General features: G+C 69.0%; 18 protein-coding genes and 1 tRNA gene. 10 read left to right on the top strand and 9 right to left on the bottom strand.

From position 1 onward, the window contains the following. The first annotated feature begins 267 nt into the window (after positions 1–267). Complete coding sequence (locus ABZV42_RS05925) at positions 268–1,764, top strand: hypothetical protein (protein WP_356050977.1); 1,497 nt, start codon at positions 268–270, stop codon at positions 1,762–1,764. Positions 1,765–1,789: 25 nt separating this feature from the next. Here the strand turns inward: ABZV42_RS05925 and ABZV42_RS05920 are convergent, their stop codons facing one another. Then, on the bottom strand, positions 1,790–3,814 hold the full coding sequence (locus ABZV42_RS05920; protein ID WP_356050976.1) for a protein kinase: 2,025 nt from the start codon (positions 3,812–3,814) through the stop codon (positions 1,790–1,792). A 126-nt stretch (positions 3,815–3,940) separates the two neighbouring features. After that, positions 3,941–4,489, bottom strand: coding sequence for a transcriptional regulator (locus ABZV42_RS05915; protein ID WP_037614940.1), 549 nt, complete (start codon positions 4,487–4,489; stop codon positions 3,941–3,943). A 181-nt stretch (positions 4,490–4,670) separates the two neighbouring features. Between ABZV42_RS05915 and ABZV42_RS05910 the strand changes: the two genes are divergently transcribed. After that, positions 4,671–4,743 (top strand) — tRNA-Ala (locus tag ABZV42_RS05910). A gap of 486 nt (positions 4,744–5,229) precedes the next feature. Here the strand turns inward: ABZV42_RS05910 and ABZV42_RS05905 are convergent. Continuing rightward, positions 5,230–5,931 (bottom strand): DUF5324 family protein, encoded by a 702-nt coding sequence (locus ABZV42_RS05905; protein WP_356050975.1) that lies wholly within the window; start codon positions 5,929–5,931, stop codon positions 5,230–5,232. 491 nt (positions 5,932–6,422) lie between these two features. Here ABZV42_RS05905 and ABZV42_RS05900 point away from each other — a divergent pair, with 491 nt between their 5' ends. Both ABZV42_RS05900 and ABZV42_RS05895 read left to right on the top strand, forming a co-directional pair. Further along, positions 6,423–6,956 (top strand): peptidylprolyl isomerase, encoded by a 534-nt coding sequence (locus tag ABZV42_RS05900; RefSeq protein ID WP_355981787.1) that lies wholly within the window; start codon positions 6,423–6,425, stop codon positions 6,954–6,956. 170 nt (positions 6,957–7,126) lie between these two features. Beyond that, positions 7,127–8,038, top strand: a complete 912-nt coding sequence (locus ABZV42_RS05895) for a rhomboid family intramembrane serine protease (RefSeq protein ID WP_356050974.1) — start codon at positions 7,127–7,129, stop codon at positions 8,036–8,038. A 313-nt stretch (positions 8,039–8,351) separates the two neighbouring features. On the opposite strand, the gene crgA is transcribed toward ABZV42_RS05895, so the two are convergent. After that, positions 8,352–8,606, bottom strand: a complete 255-nt coding sequence (gene crgA, locus ABZV42_RS05890; protein ID WP_355981791.1) for a cell division protein CrgA — start codon at positions 8,604–8,606, stop codon at positions 8,352–8,354. Positions 8,607–8,748: 142 nt separating this feature from the next. On the opposite strand from crgA, the gene ABZV42_RS05885 reads away from it, so the two are divergent. The 6 genes from ABZV42_RS05885 to ABZV42_RS05860 all read left to right on the top strand — a co-directional run bounded on the left by ABZV42_RS05885 (position 8,749) and on the right by ABZV42_RS05860 (position 13,525). Next, positions 8,749–9,528, top strand: coding sequence for a DUF881 domain-containing protein (locus ABZV42_RS05885; RefSeq protein ID WP_355981793.1), 780 nt, complete (start codon positions 8,749–8,751; stop codon positions 9,526–9,528). Between the two features lie 67 nt (positions 9,529–9,595). Beyond that, positions 9,596–10,321, top strand: coding sequence for a class E sortase (locus ABZV42_RS05880; protein WP_355982034.1), 726 nt, complete (start codon positions 9,596–9,598; stop codon positions 10,319–10,321). Between the two features lie 31 nt (positions 10,322–10,352). Further along, entirely contained in the window at positions 10,353–10,514 is a 162-nt protein-coding gene (locus ABZV42_RS05875; protein WP_355981795.1) for a hypothetical protein, read from the top strand. Next, positions 10,511–11,149, top strand: a complete 639-nt coding sequence (locus tag ABZV42_RS05870) for an aminodeoxychorismate/anthranilate synthase component II (RefSeq protein WP_355981796.1) — start codon at positions 10,511–10,513, stop codon at positions 11,147–11,149. The genes ABZV42_RS05875 and ABZV42_RS05870 overlap by 4 nt, the downstream gene beginning before the upstream one ends. Further along, entirely contained in the window at positions 11,146–12,678 is a 1,533-nt protein-coding gene (locus ABZV42_RS05865; RefSeq protein WP_356050973.1) for a class E sortase, read from the top strand. The genes ABZV42_RS05870 and ABZV42_RS05865 overlap by 4 nt, the downstream gene beginning before the upstream one ends. Before the next feature lie 151 nt (positions 12,679–12,829). Continuing rightward, positions 12,830–13,525, top strand: a complete 696-nt coding sequence (locus tag ABZV42_RS05860) for a class E sortase (RefSeq protein WP_355982038.1) — start codon at positions 12,830–12,832, stop codon at positions 13,523–13,525. A 168-nt stretch (positions 13,526–13,693) separates the two neighbouring features. Here the strand turns inward: ABZV42_RS05860 and pknB are convergent, their stop codons facing one another. From pknB to ABZV42_RS05835, 5 genes are all read right to left on the bottom strand, one after another. Further along, positions 13,694–15,673 carry a Stk1 family PASTA domain-containing Ser/Thr kinase gene (pknB, locus tag ABZV42_RS05855; RefSeq protein WP_355981797.1) on the bottom strand — a complete coding sequence of 660 codons (1,980 nt, stop codon included), beginning with the start codon at positions 15,671–15,673 and terminating at the stop codon, positions 13,694–13,696. A 169-nt stretch (positions 15,674–15,842) separates the two neighbouring features. After that, complete coding sequence (locus tag ABZV42_RS05850) at positions 15,843–17,324, bottom strand: penicillin-binding transpeptidase domain-containing protein (RefSeq protein WP_356050972.1); 1,482 nt, start codon at positions 17,322–17,324, stop codon at positions 15,843–15,845. Further along, complete coding sequence (locus ABZV42_RS05845) at positions 17,321–18,757, bottom strand: FtsW/RodA/SpoVE family cell cycle protein (RefSeq protein ID WP_355981801.1); 1,437 nt, start codon at positions 18,755–18,757, stop codon at positions 17,321–17,323. The genes ABZV42_RS05850 and ABZV42_RS05845 overlap by 4 nt, the downstream gene beginning before the upstream one ends. Positions 18,758–18,783: 26 nt before the next feature. Then, on the bottom strand, positions 18,784–20,364 hold the full coding sequence (locus ABZV42_RS05840) for a Stp1/IreP family PP2C-type Ser/Thr phosphatase (RefSeq protein ID WP_355982040.1): 1,581 nt from the start codon (positions 20,362–20,364) through the stop codon (positions 18,784–18,786). A 90-nt stretch (positions 20,365–20,454) separates the two neighbouring features. Then, complete coding sequence (locus ABZV42_RS05835) at positions 20,455–20,976, bottom strand: FHA domain-containing protein (RefSeq protein WP_037614909.1); 522 nt, start codon at positions 20,974–20,976, stop codon at positions 20,455–20,457. Between the last annotated feature and the right edge of the window lie 4 nt (positions 20,977–20,980).

The following is a 20,980-nucleotide window of genomic DNA, read 5'->3' as shown; positions in this document are numbered from 1 at the left end:
CGGTCGGGGTTTTGTGTTTCCCGGACCCCCCGGTTCACGAAAGCAAGCGAATCGGTCGCAGAGGCAAATGCGGCGGGAGCTGTGGTGAGAGCCGTGGTGGGAGTTCGGCCGCTTCCTTTCGGCCGCTCCCGCCGATAGCCCCGGTGTAGCGGTGGCCGACGGGGCAGGATGGTCTGCCAGGGCTACGACGGGGGTGGGCGCGTGATGGGGCGGCGCACGGAGGGGCGACGGGCCGAAGGCCGGTGTGCGAGGCCGTGGCGCGGCCGGGTGCCCGCGCTCGCGGCAACGGCGGCCGCGCTGTGCCTGACCCTGGCACCCGCGGCCCGGGCCGCCCCCCTTCAGCGGACCGACGGTGCTCCGGCCACCGCCGAGGAGGTGAGGACGGCTCCCGACGGTCCGTCCGGGCCGTACGCCTTCGCCGAGGACGCCGTCACCGCGAAGGGTGCGACCGGTACGACCGACTCCGTACTCCTGCGGCCGGGCCGGACGTACAAGAGCTCTGTCGGAGTCGCGGGAAGGGACGGCAGGCTGTACTACCGTCTCGAACTCGACGCCGTGTCCGATACGTACGTCTCCGCCACCGCCGTCCCCCGGTCCGGTGCGACGGTCTCCTACGCGGACGGCCTCAAGGTCTCCCTCCAGGACGCCAACGGCCGCAACTGCTCCTTCACCGGCACCGTCCACTTCGGCGCCACCCAGAGCCCGCACCCGATCACCGCCTCGGCGGCCCGTGAGACGAGCGGCGAGCAGTACGCCTGCAAGCCGGCGGGAACGTACTACGTGGTCGTCGAACGCACCGGAGCGGCGGGTACGGCGAGGGGTTCGTCCGGTACGGAGCCTTCCGCGTCCCTGCCCTGGGACCTGGAACTCGGCTATGTGTCGGAGCCCGCTCTGAAGAAGGCGTCCGGCCCGACGAGCGCTCCGGAGGTCTGGAACTCGGCGTCGCCGGAGGCGCTCCTGGGAGAAGCGAGGCGACGCGACGGCGGGGCGGGATTCAGCCGGGCCGTCCAGCTCCGACAGGGAGTCTGGAAGGACGGCATCAGCCCGGGGCAGACCCGCTTCTACAAGGTGCCGGTCGACTGGGGACAGCAGGTCTACGCGACCGCGGACCTGGGCAGCGCGAGTCGTGGGGAGGGTTCGGTCGGCACCGCCCTCGTCATGTCCCTCTACAACCCGGTACGCGGCTTCGTCGACGGTGTCGGCGCCGGGTACGACGGCCGTCAGCGTTCCGCCGCGCTCGACCCCCTGCCTCCCGTCGCCTACGAGAACCGCTACGCGCTCAACGACCAGGTGAGCGGGATGCGGTTCGCCGGTTCCTACTACCTCGTGGTCCATCTCGCCGCGCAGGTCGCCGACCGCTTCGGCGAGGGACCGTTCGGGCTGACACTGCGGGTGCGCGTGACCGGAGCGGCGGGGACGGGACCCGCCTACGCCGGGAGACCGACACCCCGGGACCTGTTCGCCGTTCCGGTGGGCGGCTCCGACGACGCGGCAGGCGGCAAGGAGACGGACCGCACGGCGGGCACCGGGAACGGCGTCGGCGACACCGGCCGCGGCGGAGTCATGAAGGTGGTCGCCGCGGGCGGCATCGGCGCCGGAACCCTGCTGACGCTGACGCTCGGAACGTGGACCGTGATCGCGCGCCGCCGTGCGGCGCGGACCCTGGGGCCCGCGCCGGAGGACGCGGACACGGCCTCGGTCTCGCTGCCCATGGCGGCACCGGCACCGGCACCTTGGGAACACGGGGCGACACGGGGCCGCTAGCTCCCGGTGCCGCCTTCGCCCGGGCTCAGATCTGGGTCAGCGCCCAGAACCCCACCGCGAAACAGGCCAGTGCGAGCAGCAGCATCGGCACGGCGACCGCCGCGGGTGGCCCAGGACGCGGCCGTGCGCGCCTTCTCCGGTGTCCCTTGGGCGCCGCGGTCCCGGGGGTCCCGGGCGGAACCTGAACGGACCGAGCGGTGTACGAAGCGGTGGAGGCGTACGCGTGCTGGGGCATCGCGGCGGGCGGGACCGGGGACCGGTCGGAGGAGGACACGTACGACGGAATGGGCGCCGTCGGGGGAGTCGGTGTCGGGGTCGGATCGAAGGGCGGGGGACTGAACGGCGCGGACGCCGGCGGGGGGAGCTGGACCGCGGTGGGGGGAGTGGGCGCCTGCGCGTCCGGCCAGGGCTCCTGGGGCCGCGGTGTCCATGGGCGTGCGGACCGGACGCCGGAGGACCCGGTCCGGGGTTCCCGCCGGGGGTCAGCAGCGGCGGCGGGCCGCGGCGGAGGCAGATGGAAGCTTCCGGTGTCCGACATCGAGGACGGACGGGCGGCGATCCCGGGAGCGGGGTCCTGAGGTGTGTCGTCCGGTGCGACGGGAGAGGGGTCGTCCTCGGACGTGGGCCGAGCCTGTACGCCGCCGGGTGAGGCCGACGGTCGTACGTGCTCACGGCCGGGATCGGCAGCCGACTCCGCGCGGCCCGGACGGGCGGGTGCGCCGGCCTCTGCCGACGGCTGCCCTGCTTCGCCCCGCGCGGAGCCTCGCTCGGACCGCTGCTCGGCCCCCTGCTCCGCACCGGCGGGACGCGATGCCGCGACCGCGCCCACGGACCCGGGGCCGATGCCGGGGTACTCGCCCTGGGGGCGGGGCTCGCGATATCCGGTGCCGGTGCCGGTCCCAGTGCCGGTCTCGGTCCCGATGTCGGTCCCGGCCCTGATGTCCCCCGGAGCGCCCCGCAACTCCCGTGGCTCCTGAGGCCCGTTCAGTCCCGGACCGGGCCCGGAGCCCGTTTCCTCGTCCGGGCCGGGCACGCGGGACGAAGTCGGAAGAACATGGGAGCCGTCGGAGTCGCCGGAGCCGTCCGACGCGTGTGCGGCCGCGGCCGTGGTGTCCGCGAGCCCGCGGGAGGACAGGGTCCGCGCACTCCCCGGCGAGGCTGCCCCCGGTCCGAGGGGTCCCGTGGGGCCGAACCCCTCCGGCAGCGGACCGAGTTGGTCGAACACCTCGATCAGTTCGTCGTCGGGCCCGGGCTCGGGCAGCAGCTCGACAGCCGCGGCGAGGGCCTTGCGTGCCCCTGTGGCGGTCCGGAAGCGGGCGCGCGGATCCGGCTGGAGCAGCATCGCCACGACCTGCCACAGGGGCTCGGGTATGCCCCGCGGCGCGGACGGCGTGCCGTGCTCCGCGAAGTACTCGATCAGCGCCTTGGCGTCGGGCTTGGAGCCTTCCAGAAGGTACAGGGCGACCAGGCCGACGGCGAACAGGTCGGCGGGGAAATCGGGCTCGGAACCGAGCATCTGCTCGGGCGCGAAGTAACCCGGCGTCCCCACCACGTAGTTGGTCTCGGTGAGCCGTGGTTCGCCCAGCCGCATCGCGATGCCGAAGTCGGACAGGCGCAACCGGGGCCGTCCCGTGCCGGTCGCTTCGAGAAGCACGTTCGCGGGCTTGATGTCACGGTGCACCACCCCCTCCGCGTGCACGGCGGCGAGACCCGCGAGCAGCTGATCGGTCAGGGTGCAGACGAAGGAAGGGGGCAAGGGGCCGTAGTCGTTGACCAGATGGACCAGGGAGCCCCCGGCGACCAGATCCATGGTGAACAGGACCTTGTCGTCGTCGGCGGCCCAGCTGGCGGGAGCGAGCACATGAGGATGGTCGATCCGCAGCGCCTGTTCCCGCACGAACCGCAGCAGGGCGTGCGCGTCGCTCTGCTGGAGCACCTTGGCGGCCACATAGCGGCGGCGCCGGTGGTCCCAGGCGCGCCACACGGCACCGACTCCCCCGCGCCCGATCGGGTCGACCAGTTCGTACCGGCCTGCGAAGACCTCACCCATGGTCGTACGTCGCTCCCCTTCGGCGGTCGGTCCGGAGACCTCTTCCGAGGTGCCCGGCTGCATGACGTGCGGCGGCTGGAAGGCGTCACTGCCTCCAGCGCCGCGCGGTCGGCGGCCGGGCTCGGCTCAGCTCTGGTGGGACTGGTAGTGCGCGACCGCGTCGGACGTACGGCCGGCACCGTAGACCCGGAGGAACTCTGCCAGTTCCGGGTGCGTCGGGGCGAGGGTGTCCGCCGCGTCGATGATGTCCCCGGCGGCAGCCACCGAACGCAGCAGTGACTGGATCTCGCGGACCACCCGCTTGACCGTCGGGGCTCCCGAACTGGTCGTGGACTGCGTGGTGTTGCTGAGCACCGATCCCCCCTGGGACTTCTTGATCTCGTCCATCCGCTCGGTCGCCTCGGCGGCGCTGACACTCCCGTCGGCGACCTGCCCCGCCAGGTCCTGAAGGAGCTGGACGCGCTGGACCACGGCCGGATTGCCGATCTTGGCCCGCTGACCGCTCATCAGCTGCGACAACATGGGCGCGGACAGCCCCAGCACCCCGGCAAGACGTGCCTGGTTCAGACCCAGGTCCTCTATGAGCCTACGGAAGAGCGCCCCCAGCGGCTCCCCGTACCAGTTCCGCTGCAGCTCCCGGGCTCTCGCGGTTGCTTCCTGCTGTGCGGCGTCCATTGCGTCTCCCCATCGCTTCCCCAAGTACCGCGGTTCGCGACAGCGAACCACGTCGAGCATCTTACGGAGAGTGGTCGTCCACGGGGACCCCCAATATTTTGCGAGATCCCCTGGGTGACCCGGTACTCTGGTCTGCGGCGCCCGTCGACAGATGGTTCCTGTGGTCGGACGCTCCTCTTACGGGGCCTTAGCTCAGTTGGTAGAGCGCTGTCTTTGCATGGCAGATGTCAGGGGTTCGACTCCCCTAGGCTCCACACACCGGACCGGCCGGACGCCCATAGCGGCGTCCGGCCGGTTCTTTTCATGCCCGCCGCGTCCGCGTGCGCGGCCCTGGTGGGGCGGCTCCGGGTCGGATGACACGGACGCGGGGCACTCCCGTGACGTGAGTCACAGGAGGGGCTTTGCAGGCATTGCATTTCTTTGCGCAAACGGCATGGTCGGTGCAGGGCCTGTGGACCCGCCGTGCGTGCGCGTGGCACGGGCGCCGACGGCGCTGCGACGCTGCCAGGACCCTTGTGTGAGCTGCCGCGCGAGCTGTCGGGTGATCGGTTCGACGCATTCCGTCAACAACATCTCCATGGATGCTGCACACGGAAACCGTTGCAAACGTCATCGCGGGCACTGCCGGTAAATCCTCCGCGGAGCGCTCGCGGCCTCATGGACCGTTGTTCCACGTGAAACATCGCCGCGGGGCGGGAGACCTTCAAGTCTCCCGCCCCGCGGCGATGTTGGGCGTCGGTTCAGCGGCGGTCGTCGCGCTCCGCCGCCTTCTCCTCGGCTTCCTTGACCTGTACCTCGGGGTCGAGGTCGGACCGGCCACTGCCGTCGACCGACGACAGGTGCCCTCCTTCGGGCACCTCGGTCGCGGCCGGAGGCTCGACGAGCCAGTCGGGGTTGGCCTGCTTGTCCCACCACTTCCAGGCGGCGAAAGCACCACCCGCCAGGAGTCCCAGCACGGCCAGCCCCTTCACGAGGTGGCCGGCCCTCGCCCGGCGCTCGTGCTTGCGGAGCAGCTTCTGGATCTCCCGCGGTGTGACCTGGCCGCGCAGGGCGGCGATGGCGGCCACACCGCGTGCGGCCGCCTCGTCCCGAACGGGCTGGGCCGCGGCCACCGCCTGTTCGATCCTGGGCCTGGAATAGTCGGCGGCCTGACGAGCGGCCTTGCGGGTGCGGACGGCCGCCTCCTGGGCGACCTGGTCGACCTTCGGTGGCACATGGGTACGAGCCTGCTCAAGGCGCGGCGCGAGATAGGCGTCGTACTGCACGCGGGCCTGTTCGGCGGCCTGCGAAACCTTCGGCGCGAGCCGTACTCGTGCCTCGGTCGCGTAGTACGAGGCCCTGTCCTTGGCCGTGTCGGCGTAAGGCGCCACCACTTCCGCGGCGTGCAGCACGCTGTCCTTCGCCGAGCCGGTCGCGGCGCGCACGCTGTCGATGCGGGTCACGGGTCTCCTCCTCCTCGGTGGCGTACGTCGGGGGTACCAGGTACCCCCAAAGACACACAGTTCACCTTTCCACCCCTAGGGGGATCATGCCCGCCCAAGGGGTCCGGGGCATGTGAGGGCGGGCATCCGTGTCACGGGTGCCGACTCCCGGAGACTCCTGGGACGGAGCCGGTCAGGTGTCGATCAAGTGAGATAGCGGATCAATACGGGGCAACGAGAGCTTGTCGTCGACAATGCCACGGATCGCCTCGGCCCGCTCCTGTCCGGCGCGACTCGACGGGATTTCCGTAGGCACGACTTTCCGGAAGAACGACTTTTCGTACGCACGGCCTTCCGTGCTCACGGCCTTCTGTACGTGCGCCGTTCTCTCCGTGGGACGTTCTTTCCTCGGGACGGCGTCCGCACGTGCGTCCGGAGGTGGCGGTCGGGGGTCGGGCGGCCCGGTCCGTGCGAGGATCAGGCCGTCAAGAGAAGGCAACGGAAGGCAGATCGTGGCCGAGCAGCTTTACGCCACCCTGAAGACCAGCCAAGGCGATATCGACATCCGGCTCCTGCCGAACCACGCGCCGAAGACGGTCCGGAATTTTGTCGAACTCGCCACGGGTGAGCGCGAGTGGGTCAACCCGGAGACGGGTGTGACGTCCATGGACAAGCTGTACGACGGCACGTTCTTCCACCGGGTGATCAGCGGCTTCATGATCCAGGGCGGCGACCCGCTGGGCAACGGCACCGGGGGCCCGGGCTACCAGTTCGAGGACGAGTTCCACCCGGACCTGCGGTTCGACAAGCCCTATCTGCTGGCCATGGCCAACGCCGGCCCGGCCACCAACGGATCGCAGTTCTTCATCACCGTCGCCCCGACGGCCTGGCTGACCCGTAAGCACACCATCTTCGGTGAGATCACGGACCCGGCCGGCCAGAAGGTCGTGGACGCCATCGCCGGGGCCCCGACCAACCCGCGCACGGACCGCCCGGTCGACGACATCGTGATCGAGTCGGTCGTCGTCGAGACCCGCGAACGCTGAGCCCGGCGCGGGCTCCCGCCGGATCCCGCCGAGCTCTCCCTCCCCGGGCCCGAAGGCTCCCGCAGGGAACCAAACGCCCCGTTCATCCGTAAGGATGGACGGGGCGGTGCGTTGCACCCGGACCCGTCGTGACCGTGTGCGAACCGCCGTACGGAGATTGTGGGGACCCCATGGACCAGCAGCCGCCCGGCAGCCCGCAGGGCCCGCCGGATCAGGGACCGCAGGACTCCCGGAGCCTGCCCGGCTGCTATCGGCACCCGGACCGCGAGGCCGGCGTGCGCTGTACCCGCTGCGAGCGTCCGATCTGCCCCGAGTGCATGGTCAGCGCCTCCGTCGGTTTCCAGTGCCCCGACTGCGTCCGAGGCGGCTCCGGCACCGGCCACGCCCCGACGGCCAATCAGCCCCGCACTCTCGCGGGCGGCACCGTCGCGGCCGACCCCCGGCTCGTCACCAAGGTGCTGATCGGCCTCAACCTCGCCCTCTACCTGATCCAGGTCGCGGTGGGCGACGCCTTCACCAACAACTTCGACCTGTTCGGCCGCGCCTGGCTCTCCGGCGAGGTCCAGGGCGTGGCCGAAGGCCAGTGGTACCGGATGCTGACGTCGATGTTCCTGCACGGCAGCGTCATGCACATTCTCTTCAACATGGTCAGCCTCTGGTGGATCGGCGGTCCGCTGGAGGCAGCGCTCGGCCGCGCCCGCTACATCACGCTCTACTTCGTCTCGGGCCTGGCGGGCAGCGCGCTCTCGTATCTGCTCGCGGGCCCCGACCAGCCGTCGCTCGGCGCCTCCGGCGCGATCTTCGGTCTGTTCGGCGCCACCGCGATCCTGATGCGCCGGCTCAACTACGACATGCGGCCGGTCATCGGTCTGCTGGTGGTCAACCTGATCATCAGCTTCTCGCCCGGCTTCAACATCGCCTGGCAGGCGCACGTCGGCGGCCTGATCGGCGGTGTGGTGGTCGGCTACGCGATGGTCCACGCGCCGCGCGAGCGGAGGAACCTCGTCCAGTACGGGGTCTCCACGCTGATGCTTCTCGCGGTGGTCGTCGCGACCCTGCTCAGAACGGCTCAGCTCACCTGACAGAGCCTGTCCGGCTCACCTGAGAGAGCCCGTGGCTCTCCTGAGAAGTGATGTTGTCCACAGATCGTGGCGGATCTTGTGCACGCAGCGCGGGAACAGCTGTGCCCCCTGTCACTGACCCGAGTTTCCCCAGGTCGGACAGGGGGCGAACACTTTTGCGGGGACCGGCGGACCGGTCACACCGGCGTCAACCGTGGATTAGTTATCCACAGATCGTCTTTCTTTTCCACCTGTGGATAAGTCTTGTGGATAACTCAGTGGACAGCTGTGGGCAGAGCTCGCGCCCGCGTAGCTTCCGTATGAGCGAAGACGGTCACTTCCACTGCGTGGAGACGCCGAACCCGCCCGCGATGAAGCCGAAGCCGACCACGATGTTCCAGTTGTCGAGCGCGTCGATCGGTAGGGAGCCGTCCGTCACGTAGAAGAGGACGATCCAGGCGAGACCGATGAGGAACATGGCCAGCATGGCCGGTGCCACCCAGGTGTTGCTGGTCAGCTTGATGTTGGTCGCCTGCTTCGCCGGGGGCGGCGTGTAGTCGGCCTTCTTGCGGATACGTGACTTCGGCACGAGGGTCTCTCCTGTCGATGCGCTGCGTGGCCGCGCAGGGAACTGGGGCGGGCTCCGGGGCAGCGTACAAGGGGACACTGAGTGCTCCCCCGGGCGTCCGTTAGCGTAGTGCTTCCGCGCCGCCGAAGGAGATAAGGGTACGTTGAGCAATTCTGCCGACTCCCCCGGGACGAATTCCAGTCCTGGCGGTACGCACCGTTTCCGGCCGGTACGTGTTCTCACGGTGGCCGTCTTCGCCCTCGCGGGCCTCATCTTCTTCACGAGCTTCGACACGGCCAAGGGTACGAACATCCGTACGGACTCGTCGTTGCTGAAGCTCTCCGACCTGATTCAGGAGCGCAGCCACAAGAACGCGACGCTGGACGAGTCCAACGGCGCCCTGCGCCGCGATGTGGACGGCCTCGCCGGCCGCGAGGACGGCAGCAGCGCCGCCGGGGACGCCAGGCTGGCGACGCTGGAGAAGGACGCGGGTACCAAGAAGGCCAAGGGTGAGGCCGTCACGGTCACGCTGAACGACGCCCCGCCCAACGCCACGGCGAAGCTTCCCGGCTACCCCGAGCCGCAGCCCGACTACCTGGTCATCCACCAGCAGGACCTCCAGGCGGTGGTGAACGCCCTGTGGCAGGGCGGCGCCAAGGGCATCAAGGTGATGGACCAGCGGCTGATCTCCACCAGCGCCGTGCGCTGCGTCGGCAACACCCTGATCCTCCAGGGCCGCGTCTACTCGCCCCCCTACAAGATCACCGCCATCGGGGACCCGGCCAAGCTCCAGAAGTCGCTCGCCGCCTCCCCGGCGATCCAGAACTACATGGTGTACGTCAACGTCTACGGGCTCGGCTGGAAAGTCGAGGAGAACGGGACGGTGACTCTTCCCGGCTACTCGGGCACAGTGGATCTCCACTACGCGAAGCCCGTCGAGTAGAAGCCGGACCTCGCGGAGCAGTGGGCGAAGCCTGTGGAGCGAACTGCCGCCGGGGGGCCTTGTGTCGGTGCGAGTGGTCGTCAGGACGATCAGTGAGTTGTGCCTGACCGTCGGCACCCTGATCGTGCTCTTCGTGGTCTACGTACTGTTCTGGACGGGCGTCAAAGCCGACAGCGCGATGAACCACCAGATCGAGGTGCTCCAGAAGCAGTGGTCGAAGAACGCGGTGGCCACGTCGCCGAAGAGCGGCTCCCACTCCTCGGGAGCGCCGGGCAGCGGCGGCGGGACGGCCACCGGAAGCCCGAAGGCGCCAGGCCCCTATAAGTTCGGCGGCCCGTTCGCGGTCATGTACATCCCGCGTCTTGGTTTCACGTGGAACAAGCCCGTGCTGGAAGGCACGGCCACACAGGTGCTCAAGAACGGGCTCGGTCATTACCGGGGTACCGCCCAGCTCGGTCAGGGGGGAAACTTCTCGGTCGCCGGTCACCGGCGTACGTACGGAGATCCCTTCAAGGACTTTCCCGAGCTCCGCCGGGGTGACGCGGTGGTGCTGACGGACGGGACCACCTGGTTCACGTATCGGATCGACAAAGGGCCCTACAAAACCGTGCCCTCCGACATTGAGGTGATCGACCCTGTGCCACGTAAGTCCGGGTATACGCGTCCGGGGCGCTATCTCACGCTGACCACGTGCGATCCGGAGTGGGGGCACAGCCACCGGTTGATCGTCTGGGCACACCTTGATTCCACACAGCCTGTGGAGGCAGGGAGACCGGCGGCTCTGCGCCGTTAGTCTGTTGGCGTACGGCGACGGAAGGGACGGCATGTACGGCTGGATCTGGCGGCATCTGCCGGGGAACGTATGGGTGAGGGCGCTCGTCTCACTCGTGCTCGTCCTGGCGGTGGTCTACGTGCTCTTCCAGTACATCTTCCCGTGGGCCGAACCGCTGCTGCCCTTCAACGATGTGACGGTGGACAACCAGTGAGCACGCGCATCCTCGTCGTGGACAACTACGACAGCTTCGTCTTCAACCTGGTCCAGTACCTGTATCAGTTGGGCGCGGAGTGCGAAGTGCTGCGCAACGACGAGGTGTCGCCCGCGCACGCCCAGGACGGCTTCGACGGTGTGCTCCTGTCCCCGGGACCCGGCGCTCCCGAACAGGCCGGTGTCTGCATCGACATGGTCCGGCACTGCGCCGCGACCGGGGTCCCCGTCTTCGGTGTCTGCCTCGGAATGCAGTCGATGCAGGTCGCCTACGGGGGTGTGGTCGACCGGGCGCCCGAGCTGCTGCACGGGAAGACCTCGCTCGTGGAGCACCACGGCAAGGGCGTCTTCGCCGGACTGCCCTCACCCTTCACGGCGACCCGCTACCACTCGCTGGCTGCCGAGCCGGAGACCGTCCCGGCCGAGCTGGAGGTCACCGCCCGAACGCACGACGGAATCGTCATGGGTCTCAGACACCGTGAACTGCCTGTCGAGGGTGTGCAGTTCCACCCGGAGTCGGTGCTGACCGAGCACGGCCACAGGATGCTCGCGAACTGGTTGCTCGAGTGCGGCGACAAAGTGGCCGTAGCGAGGTCGGCGGGGCTCGCCCCGGTGGTGGGCAGGGCCACGGCGTGACCGCGCTGCGCCCCGAGCGCGACAGCTCCCCCTACGGCGGCGAGGCCGCGTACGGGGGCGCCGGCGCGTTCGAGGCGGAGGTCGGAGGACTCGCGGACCCCCTGACGGATCCGCTGCCCGGCCAGGGACAGGGCGTACAGCAGCAGGGCTACGACCACGGCGGGTACGGACCCGACTGGTACGCGGCACAGCAGCACGAGCAGGCGGCCCGGATGCAGGCCGCGCAACTTCAGGCAGCCCACCAGGCTCAGGCACAGGCGGCTCAAGCGCGGTCCGCGCAGGCCCAGCAGGCGCAGGCCCAAGCACAGGCCCAAGCACAGGCACAGGCGTACGCCGCTCAGGCCCAGGCGGCCCGGACACAGGCTCCGACGCAGGCGATGCCCTCCACCCCGGCGTCGGCACCGTCGTACGCCGACGAGTACGAGCGGACGTACGCGCCGCCTTACCAGGAGCCCGCGGCGGGCCATTACCGCGGACAGGCGCCCGGCCACGCTTCCGTGGCCGCCCCCATGGCCGCCCCCATGACCGCCCCCATGACCGCGCCCATGGCCCCTCCCGTGACCGCTCCGATGACCGCTCCCATGGCGGAACCGGTCGTGCCGGGCCTGTCGTTGGACGACGAGACGGTCGCGTTGCGCCTTCCCGGTTCCTCCGCGAGGGCGGAGCGCCGCGTGCGTGCGGCCGACGACGGGGCCTCTCCCGCCTCCGGAGGCCGTGCGGCCCGCCGTAGGGCCGCCGGACGCCGTGGGCGGCACGGAGGACCACAGGACCCCCACGAGCCCCAGGAGGCGGCTCAGGAGGCCGCTGGGACCCCTCGGAGCCGGATGGACGCCCGGCGCGCGGCGCGGGCGTCGAAACCCGGTGCGGTGGTCCTCGTCAGCCGGATGGTCGGCGAGGTGTTCATCACCGCCGGCGTGCTGATGCTGCTGTTCGTCACCTACCAGCTGTGGTGGTCGAACGTGCTGGCGCACGCGGAGGCGGGCAGCGCCGCGAACAGCCTCCAGCAGGACTGGGCGAGCGGGAAGCGGAACCCGGGGACGTTCTCGCCCGGGCAGGGCTTCGCCATTCTGCACATCCCGAAGCTGGACGTGATCGCGCCGATCGCCGAGGGCACCAGCAAGACGAACGTGCTCGACCGCGGCATGGTCGGGCACTACGGCGAGGCCCCCCTCAAGACGGCGATGCCCGATGCCAAGACCGGCAACTTCGCGCTCGCGGGGCACCGCAACACCCACGGCGAACCGTTCCGCTACATCAACCGCCTCAAGCCGGGCGACGAGATCGTCGTCGAGACGCAGGACGACTACTACGTCTACAAGATGGCGTCGATCCTGCCGGTGACGAGTCCGAGCAACACGAGCGTGCTCGATCCGATTCCCAAGGGCTCGGGTTTCACCGCGCCGGGCCGCTACATCACACTGACCACCTGCACACCGGAGTTCACCAGTAAGTACCGGATGATCGTCTGGGGCAAGATGGTCGAGGACCGGCCGCGCAGCAAGGGCAAGCCCGACGCGCTGCTCGGCTGAGGACGGACGCCGGCGCTGGGACGAGCGCGCGGGCGTCACGTGCACGAGAGACAACCTGAGACAGACCAGACGGGGCAGATGAACAGTGGCAGCGAGGACCGACCACGACGAACGCGCCGGATCGGAAGCCGGATACGCGGCCCCCGGTGAGATGCCCGGCGGACGTCGGCGCATGGGATGGTTCGCGATGACGGTCAGCGTCTTCGGCGAGCTCCTCATCACGGTGGGACTGGTGCTCGGCCTGTTCGTCGTCTACTCGCTGTGGTGGACGAACGTCGTGGCCGACCGGGAGGCGCACAAGCAGGGCGACAAGGTCCGCGACCACTGGGCCCAGGCCCCGAGCGGTCCGGGCGCCCTGGACACCAAGGACGGCATCGGCTTCCTGCACGTCCCGGCGATGAAGAACGGCGAGGTCCTCGTGCAGAAGGGCACGGCGACGAAGGTCCTCAACGAAGGTGTCGCCGGCTACTACACGGAACCCGTCAAGGCGTCCCTGCCGATGACCGGGAAGAACGGCAACTTCACCCTCGCCGCCCACCGGGACGGCCACGGCGCCAAGTTCCACAACATCGACAAGATCGGCAAGGGCGACGCGATCGTCTTCGAGACCCGGGACAAGTGGTACGTCTACAAGGTCTTCGACATCCTTCCGGAGACCTCGAAGTACGACGTCAAGGTTCTCCAGACGGTCCCGAAGCAGTCGGGCAGAACGAAGCCCGGCCACTACATCACCCTGACGACCTGCACCCCGGTGTACACCTCTCGCTACCGCTACGTGGTGTGGGGCGAACTGGAACGCGTCGACAAGGTCGACAGCGCCCGGACACCACCGAAGGAACTGAGCTAGCGCCGGTCGGTCCTCCGACCGAAGGAACCGAGTTGGCGCCGGTCGGTGTCCGGCCGTTGGTATGGCACCCGCGCCCGTTGGTCTCCGGACCACGGAAAGGGCCCCGGCACTCAAGAGTGCCGGGGCCCTTTCCGTCAGTCGCCCGGGTGGGCGGTTCTCCGGTGGGGACTATCCGTTGTTCCCGCCGAGGAAACCGCCGCCGTTGTTGCCGTTGCCGAGCTTCACCGTGGTCAGCGTGATCGTGGTGTTGTCCGGGCTGTCGACCGGGCTGTTGGCGAGCGGGTCCTGGGCGATCACCCTCGCGTCGTCGCTTCCGTCACTGCCCGGCTGGAACTGGATGTTGTTGAAGCCGGCGCCCTGAAGGATCTGCCTCGCCTCGGCCACGGTCTTGCCGACGACGCCCGGGACCGTCGTCTGCTGCTTGGCCTTGCCGATCTGGATCTGGACCGTGGAGCCGGGGTCCGCCTGGGCGTTGGCGTTCGGTGTCGTCTGGATGACCTTGCCGACCAGGTTCTGGTCGTCGGTGTCCGTGTCGACGCACTGGCCGACGAGGCCGTTGGCCGTCATCTGCGCCTTGGCCTCGTCACAGCTCTTGCCTGAGACGTCCGGGACGATGGACTGCTTCTTCAGCTTGGACACGGTCAGGGTGATGTCCGAACCCTTCTCCACCTCGTCACCGAGGTTCGGGTTCTGTTCCAGGACGAGGTTCGGGGTCCCCGTCGACTCCTCGAACTTCGTCTTCACATTGAGCTTGTACTTGTCGCCCTCGAGGATCTCCGTGGCCTTGTCCAGGGTCTTGCCCGTGACGTTCGGTACGGCCACCTTCGGCGCCCCGGTGGACACGACCACGTTGATCGTGTCGCCCTTGTGCACCGTCGAGCCGAGCGGCGGATCCTGCGAGCAGATGTTGCCCTTGGGTTCCTTGTCGCACGGTTTGCGCGTGGGGGAGAGCTTCAGCTCACGGTTGTCCGCCATCTTCCTGGCGTCCGGCAGCGTCTGGCTCACGAAGTTGGGCACGTCGAACGCTTCGCCGTTCGTGCCCTTGCCCGAGAACGCGTACTTCCCGATCAGGATCGCGCCGATGAGCACCAGGACACCGGCGACGACCAGGAGGATCGTCGAGGTGTTGTTCTTCTTCTGACGGCGGCGGTCGGGGCGGTCGTCGTAGCCGTAACCGCCGTCGTCCGGGTTCATGGGCGGCAGCATCGACGTGGCCTGGGCGTCCGCGGAGCGCAGGGCGGTGGTCTGCTGGTCGTCGCCGTATCCGCCGTAGCCGACCGAGCCCATGGCGGCGCTGGCCGCGACGGGCTGGCCGTCGAGGCAGGCCTCGATGTCGGCTCGCATCTCGTCGGCGGACTGGTAGCGGTAGTCCGGGTCCTTCACGAGAGCCCTCAGCACGATCGCGTCCATCTCGGGCGTGATCTCGGGGTCGAAGACCGACGGAGGCTGCGGCTCCTCGCGGACGTGCTGGTACGCGACGGCCACCGGGGAGTCGCCCACGAAGGGCGGGCGCACGGTCAGCAGCTCGTACAGCAGACAGCCGGCGGAGTAGAGGTCCGAGCGGGCGTCGACCTGCTCGCCCTTGGCCTGCTCCGGCGAGAGGTACTGGGCCGTGCCGATCACGGCGGCGGTCTGCGTCATCGTCATGCCGGAGTCGCCCATGGCGCGGGCGATGCCGAAGTCCATGACCTTGACCTGGCCGTTGCGCGTCAGCATCACGTTGGCGGGCTTGATGTCGCGGTGGACGATGCCGGCGCGGTGCGAGTACTCCAGGGCCTGGAGGATGCCGATCGTCATTTCCATGGACCGCTCGGGCAGCAGCCTGCGTCCCGAGTGCAGCAGCTCGCGCAGCGTGGATCCGTCGACGTACTCCATCACGATGTACGGGATGGAGGTGTTGTCGATGTAGTCCTCACCCGTGTCGTAGACGGCGACGATCGCGGGATGGTTGAGCGAGGCGGCCGACTGGGCCTCCCGGCGGAACCGGGCCTGGAACGACGGGTCGCGTGCGAGGTCGGCCCGCAGCGTCTTCACCGCTACGGTACGGCCGAGCCGGGTGTCATGCGCGAGGTAGACCTCCGCCATGCCACCACGGCCGAGCACGTGGCCCAGCTCGTACCGGCCGCCTAGGCGACGCGGCTCTTCCATAGCTACCTACCAGCCCTCTCCGTCGGTCCCGACCGCACCTTGTGTGGTCCGGCGGTGTGCTGTCCGGGCATACCGTACCCGGATCGCCTTCTGTGACCTGGCCTGGACCGTCACCCGTGACAGGACCGGTATCGCAACGTGCACCGATGTGATGGGGACGTGAGCGGGGTCACTTCTTGCTGTCGATGACTGCCTTCATCACGTCCCTCGCGATGGGGGCGGCCAGACCGCCACCGGTGATGTCGCCGCGGTTGGCGCTGCCGTCCTCGACCACCACGGCCACGGCGACCGGAGAGCTGCCGTCGGGAAGCTTGGCGTAGGAGATGAACCACGCGTACGGCTTCTCGCTGTTGGCCACACCGTGCTGGGCGGTACCGGTCTTGCCGCCCACGGTGACACCGGAGATCTGCGCCTTCGTGCCCGTGCCCTCCTTGACGACCGTCTCCATCATCGACTGAAGGATCTGGGCGTTGGCCTCGGAGAGAGGCTGGCTGAGCTTCTGCGGATCGGTCTGCGAGACGACGTCCAGGTTCGGCGCCTGGAGCTTGTCGACCATGTACGGCTTCATGAGCGTGCCGTTGTTCGCGACGGCGGAAGCCACCATGGCCATCTGAAGCGGGGTCGCGGCGGTCTCGAACTGGCCGATGGAGCTGAGCGCGGTCTGCGGCTGGTCCATCTTCGTGGGGAAGACGGAGGCGTTGGAACGCACCGGGGTGAGCTGCTCGGAGTTGAAGCCGAACTTCTCGGCCTCCGAGAGCATCTTCTCCTTGCCGAGGTCGGCGCCGATCTTGCCGAAGACGGTGTTGCACGAGAAGCGGAGCGCGATCCGCATGGTCGCGTTCTTGCAGGGGATGTTCCCCTCGTTCTTCAGCTCGGTCCGGGTGGTCGGCAGGGTGTAGGGCAGCGGGGTGGTGGTGTGTTCGTCCGCTGTCTTGTACAGGCCGTTCTCCAGGGCCGCGGCCGCGGTGACCACCTTGAAGGTGGAGCCGGGCGGGTATGTCTCGCGCAGCGCCCGGTTGAGCATCGGGTCGTCGGCGTTGTTCTTCTTCTGGAGCTTGTTCCAGGCCGTCGCGTCGGTGTCGGAGTTGCCGGCGAAGGCGGAGGGGTCGTACGACGGGGTCGAGGCGAGCGCCAGGATCGCGCCGGTCTGCGGGTTGATCGCGGCGACGGCGCCCTTGCCCCGGCTCAGCAGGCCCTTGTACGCGGCCTTCTGGGCGGCGGCGTTGAGGGTGGTGACGACGTTGCCGCCCTGCTTCCCCTTGCCGGTGATCATGTCGAGGGTGTTGCGGAAGAACAGCCGGTCGTCGTTGCCGGTGAGTATGCCGTCGTCCAGCTTCTCCAGCTGGGAGGCGTCGAAGGCCTGGGAGGCGTACCCGGTGACCGGCGCCCACATGGGGCCGTCCTTGTAGGTGCGCTTCCAGACGAAGTCGTTGATGCCGTTCTTCTTCGACTTGGTGGCCCCGGTGATCGGGTCGCCGTCGACGATGATGTCGCCGCGCGGAGTGGCGTACCGCTCGATGGCGACACGGCGGTTGTTCGAGTCGGACCGCAGGCTGTCCGACTGCACGTACTGGACGTAGTTGTCGCGGAGCAGCAGGGCGAGGACGAGGAGCCCGCAGAAGATCGCGATCCGGCGCAGGGGCTTGTTCACGGGCGGACCACCTGGGTCATCTCGGCGTCGGGGCTGGGGGCGGGTGCGGGCGCCGGGCGGCGGGCGGTGTCGCTGATGCGGATCAGGATGCCCATCAGAGCCCAGTTGGCGATGACGGAGGAGCCTCCGTAGGCGACGAACGGCATCGTCATACCGGTCAGCGGGATCAGGCCCATGACGCCGCCCGCGACGACGAAGACCTGGAGCGCGAAGCCGCCGGACAGACCCACGGCGAGGAGCTTGCCGAAGGGGTCGCGGGCCGCGAGCGCGGTGCGGATGCCGCGTTCCACGATCAGGCCGTAGATGACCAGGATCCCCATGATCCCGGCGAGGCCCAGTTCCTCGCCGAAGCTGGCGAGGATGAAGTCGGAGTTGGCGGCGAACCGGATCAGTTCGGAGTGGCCCTGGCCCCATCCGGTGCCGAGCGTGCCGCCGGAGCCGAAGGCCCACAGCGCCTGCATGGACTGCTCGGTGTGGCCGCCGACGTTCTGCCGGCTCAGCATGAACTCGTGCATGGGGTCGAGCCAGGCCTGGACACGCTGCTGGACGTGCGTCTCGAAGGTCGCCACACCGACCGCGCCGGCCGCCGACATCAGCAGACCGAAGACGATCCAGCTGGTCCGCTCGGTGGCGACGTACAGCATGACGATGAACATTCCGAAGAAGAGCAGCGACGTACCGAGGTCGGTCTCGAACACGAGGATCAGGATCGAGATGAACCAGACCACGAGGATCGGGCCGAGGTCGCGGCCGCGGGGCAGGTACAGCCCCATGAAGCGGCGGCTGGCGAGGGCGAGCGCGTCCCGCTTCACCATCAGATAGCCGGCGAAGAAGATCGCCAGGACGATCTTGGCGAACTCACCGGGCTGGATGGAGAAACTGCCGATGTGGATCCAGATCTTGGCGCCGTAGATGTTGGCGCCGAGGCCCGGCACCAGCGGCAGGAGCAGCAGCACCAGGGCGCCGACCATGGAGATGTAGGTGTAGCGCTGAAGGACGCGGTGGTCCTTCAGGAAGAACAGCACGCCGACGAACAGGGCGATGCCCAGGGCCGTGTACATCAGCTGGCGGGGCGCGGCCGTGCCGGCCTGCTGGATCGACTGGAGCAGCTTGGACTGGTCAAGCCGCCAGATCATCACCAGCCCGAGGCCGTTCAGCAGCGTGGCCAGCGGCAGCAGCAGCGGGTCCGCGTACGGGGCGAACTTGCGCACGGCGAGATGGGCGACACCGGCCAGCAGGGCGAGGCCCAGGCCGTAGCTCAGCAGGCCGGCGGGCACCTTCTTGTCGATGGCGAGGCCCACGTTGGCGTAGGCGAACACCGGGATGACAACGGCGAAGACCAGCAGGGCCAGTTCGGTGTTGCGTCGGCTCGGTGTGCCGATCGATCCGATCGTGGACGTGTGGTGCGTCGGCGTGTTCGTACTACTGCTCATCGTGTGACAGGGCCCCTCACGGCTTCTTACTGCTTACCGCACAGCGAGACCAGCTTCTGCTCCTCGTCGGAGAGGCTGGGGCCGGGTGTGGGAGTGGGTGCGGTCGTGGACTTGGAGGACGAGGGTGCCGAGCTCGAAGGGTTCGGGCTCGGGCTGGACGTGGCCTTGGACGTCAGGGAGGTCTTTGTGGTTCCCGTGGTTCCGCCGGCCTTGCCGGTACTGGGCTTCGCGCTGTTCTGGCTCTCGGCCGCGCGGCGCTCGGCGTTCTTGCGGCAGGCGGAGGCCTGCACGGCGAGTTCGTCGATCTTCGCCTGTGCGTCGGAGATGCCGCCTTCGGCGATGGTGGCCTTGACCTGCTTCTGCTGGTACGGCGGAAGGTACTTGAGTTCGATCTCGGGGTGGTTCTTCTCCACCTTCGAGAGCGAGACCCAGGCCAGGTCCTGGCTGATGCCGCGGTAGAGCGCGACGTGCTCGTCCTGGGCGCCGACGTAGTACTGCGTCTGCGTCCAGCGGTAACCGCCGTACAGGCCGCCGCCGATGACGGCGAGCGTCAGGACGACGTAGAAGGACCGCTTCAGCCACCTGCGTCCGCTGCGGGGCTTGACGAAGTCCTCGTCCGTGTAGTCCCCGAAGCTGCCGTCGGAGACGTAGCCGGTGGTGTCGCCGCTGCCGGGCGGGCCGAATTCGCCGCCGCCACCGCCCTGTCCGGGCACGGGCCGGCCGAGGCCCGAGGCACGGCCGGCGGGGGTCTGCATGGCGCCGTTGTCGTGCAGCTGGTGCTGATGCTGGTTCTCGGCGACCGCGCCGACCACGACCGGGGTGTCGGAGAGCTGTGCGGCGAGGGTGTCGCCGGAGTCGATGTCGAGGACGTCGGCCACGATGACGGTGATGTTGTCCGGGCCGCCGCCGCGCAGTGCGAGCTGGATGAGCTCCTGCACGGTCTCCTGCGGGCCCTGGTAGCTGGCGAGGGTGTCTTCCATCGTCTGGTGGGAGACGACGCCGCTGAGGCCGTCGGAGCAGATGAGATAGCGGTCGCCGGCGCGGACCTCGCGGATCGAGAGGTCGGGCTCGACATGGTCGCCACTGCCCAGCGCGCGCATCAACAGGGAGCGCTGCGGGTGGGTGGTGGCCTCCTCCTCGGTGATGCGGCCCTCGTCGACGAGGCGCTGCACCCAGGTGTGGTCCTGGGTGATCTGCGTCAGCACGCCGTCCCGCAGCAGATACGCGCGGGAGTCACCGACGTGCACGAGACCGAGCCGCTGGCCGGTCCACAGCAGGGCGGTGAGCGTGGTGCCCATGCCCTCGAGCTGCGGGTCCTCCTCGACCATCATCCGGAGCTGGTCGTTGGCCCGCTGCACGGCGGTGCCGAGCGAGGTGAGGATGTCGGATCCGGGTACGTCGTCGTCGAGCGCGACGATGGTGGAGATCACCTCGGAGCTGGCGACCTCACCGGCGGCCTGGCCGCCCATCCCGTCGGCGATCGCGAGCAGCCGGGGACCGGCGTAGCCCGAGTCCTCGTTGCCCTCGCGGATCATGCCTTTGTGCGATCCGGCGGCGAAGCGCAGTGACAGACTCATGCGCACCTCGCCCGTCGGCTCCGGGTACATCCGCACGGTGCCCACCCTCCGGTCGGGAGCGCGCCGGGGTCGCTGGTGTGGACCGCCGCTGCGTGCTCGCTCCGCTCGCTCATTGTCGTACTACTTCCGCAGCTCGATGACGGTCTTGCCGATGCGGATCGGCGCGCCCAGCGGTACGGGCGTCGGGGTCGTCAGCCGGCTCCGGTCGAGATACGTGCCGTTGGTGGAGCCGAGGTCCTCGACGATCCACTGGCCGTCCCGGTCGGGGTAGATCCTGGCATGCCTGCTGGAGGCGTAGTCGTCGTCCAGCACGATGGTGCTGTCGTGCGCCCGGCCCAGAGTGATGGTCTGGCCCTGCAACGCCACGGTGGTGCCCGTGAGGGTGCCCTCCGAGACGACCAGCTTGGACGGTGCGCCTCGGCGCTGCCGGCCACCGCTCGCGGGCGCCTGCTGTTGGCGCTGTTGAGGAGGCGCGGCCTGTCGCGCGGCCTGCTGGGGCCTCGCGGCTTCCCTGCGGGAGCCGCGCTGTGTGACACGCGTTCCGAACAGGTCGCTGCGGATGACCTGCACGGCCACGATCACGAACAGCCACAGAACGGCCAGGAAACCCAGCCGCATGACCGTGAGGGTCAGCTCTGACATTGCC

Source organism: Streptomyces sp. NPDC005281 (genome assembly GCF_040607495.1).
In the GTDB taxonomy this organism is placed as follows: Bacteria; Actinomycetota; Actinomycetes; order Streptomycetales; family Streptomycetaceae; genus Streptomyces.
Note: the sequence above shows the minus strand (reverse complement) of the source record. Positions and strands in the feature narration are given on the sequence as shown.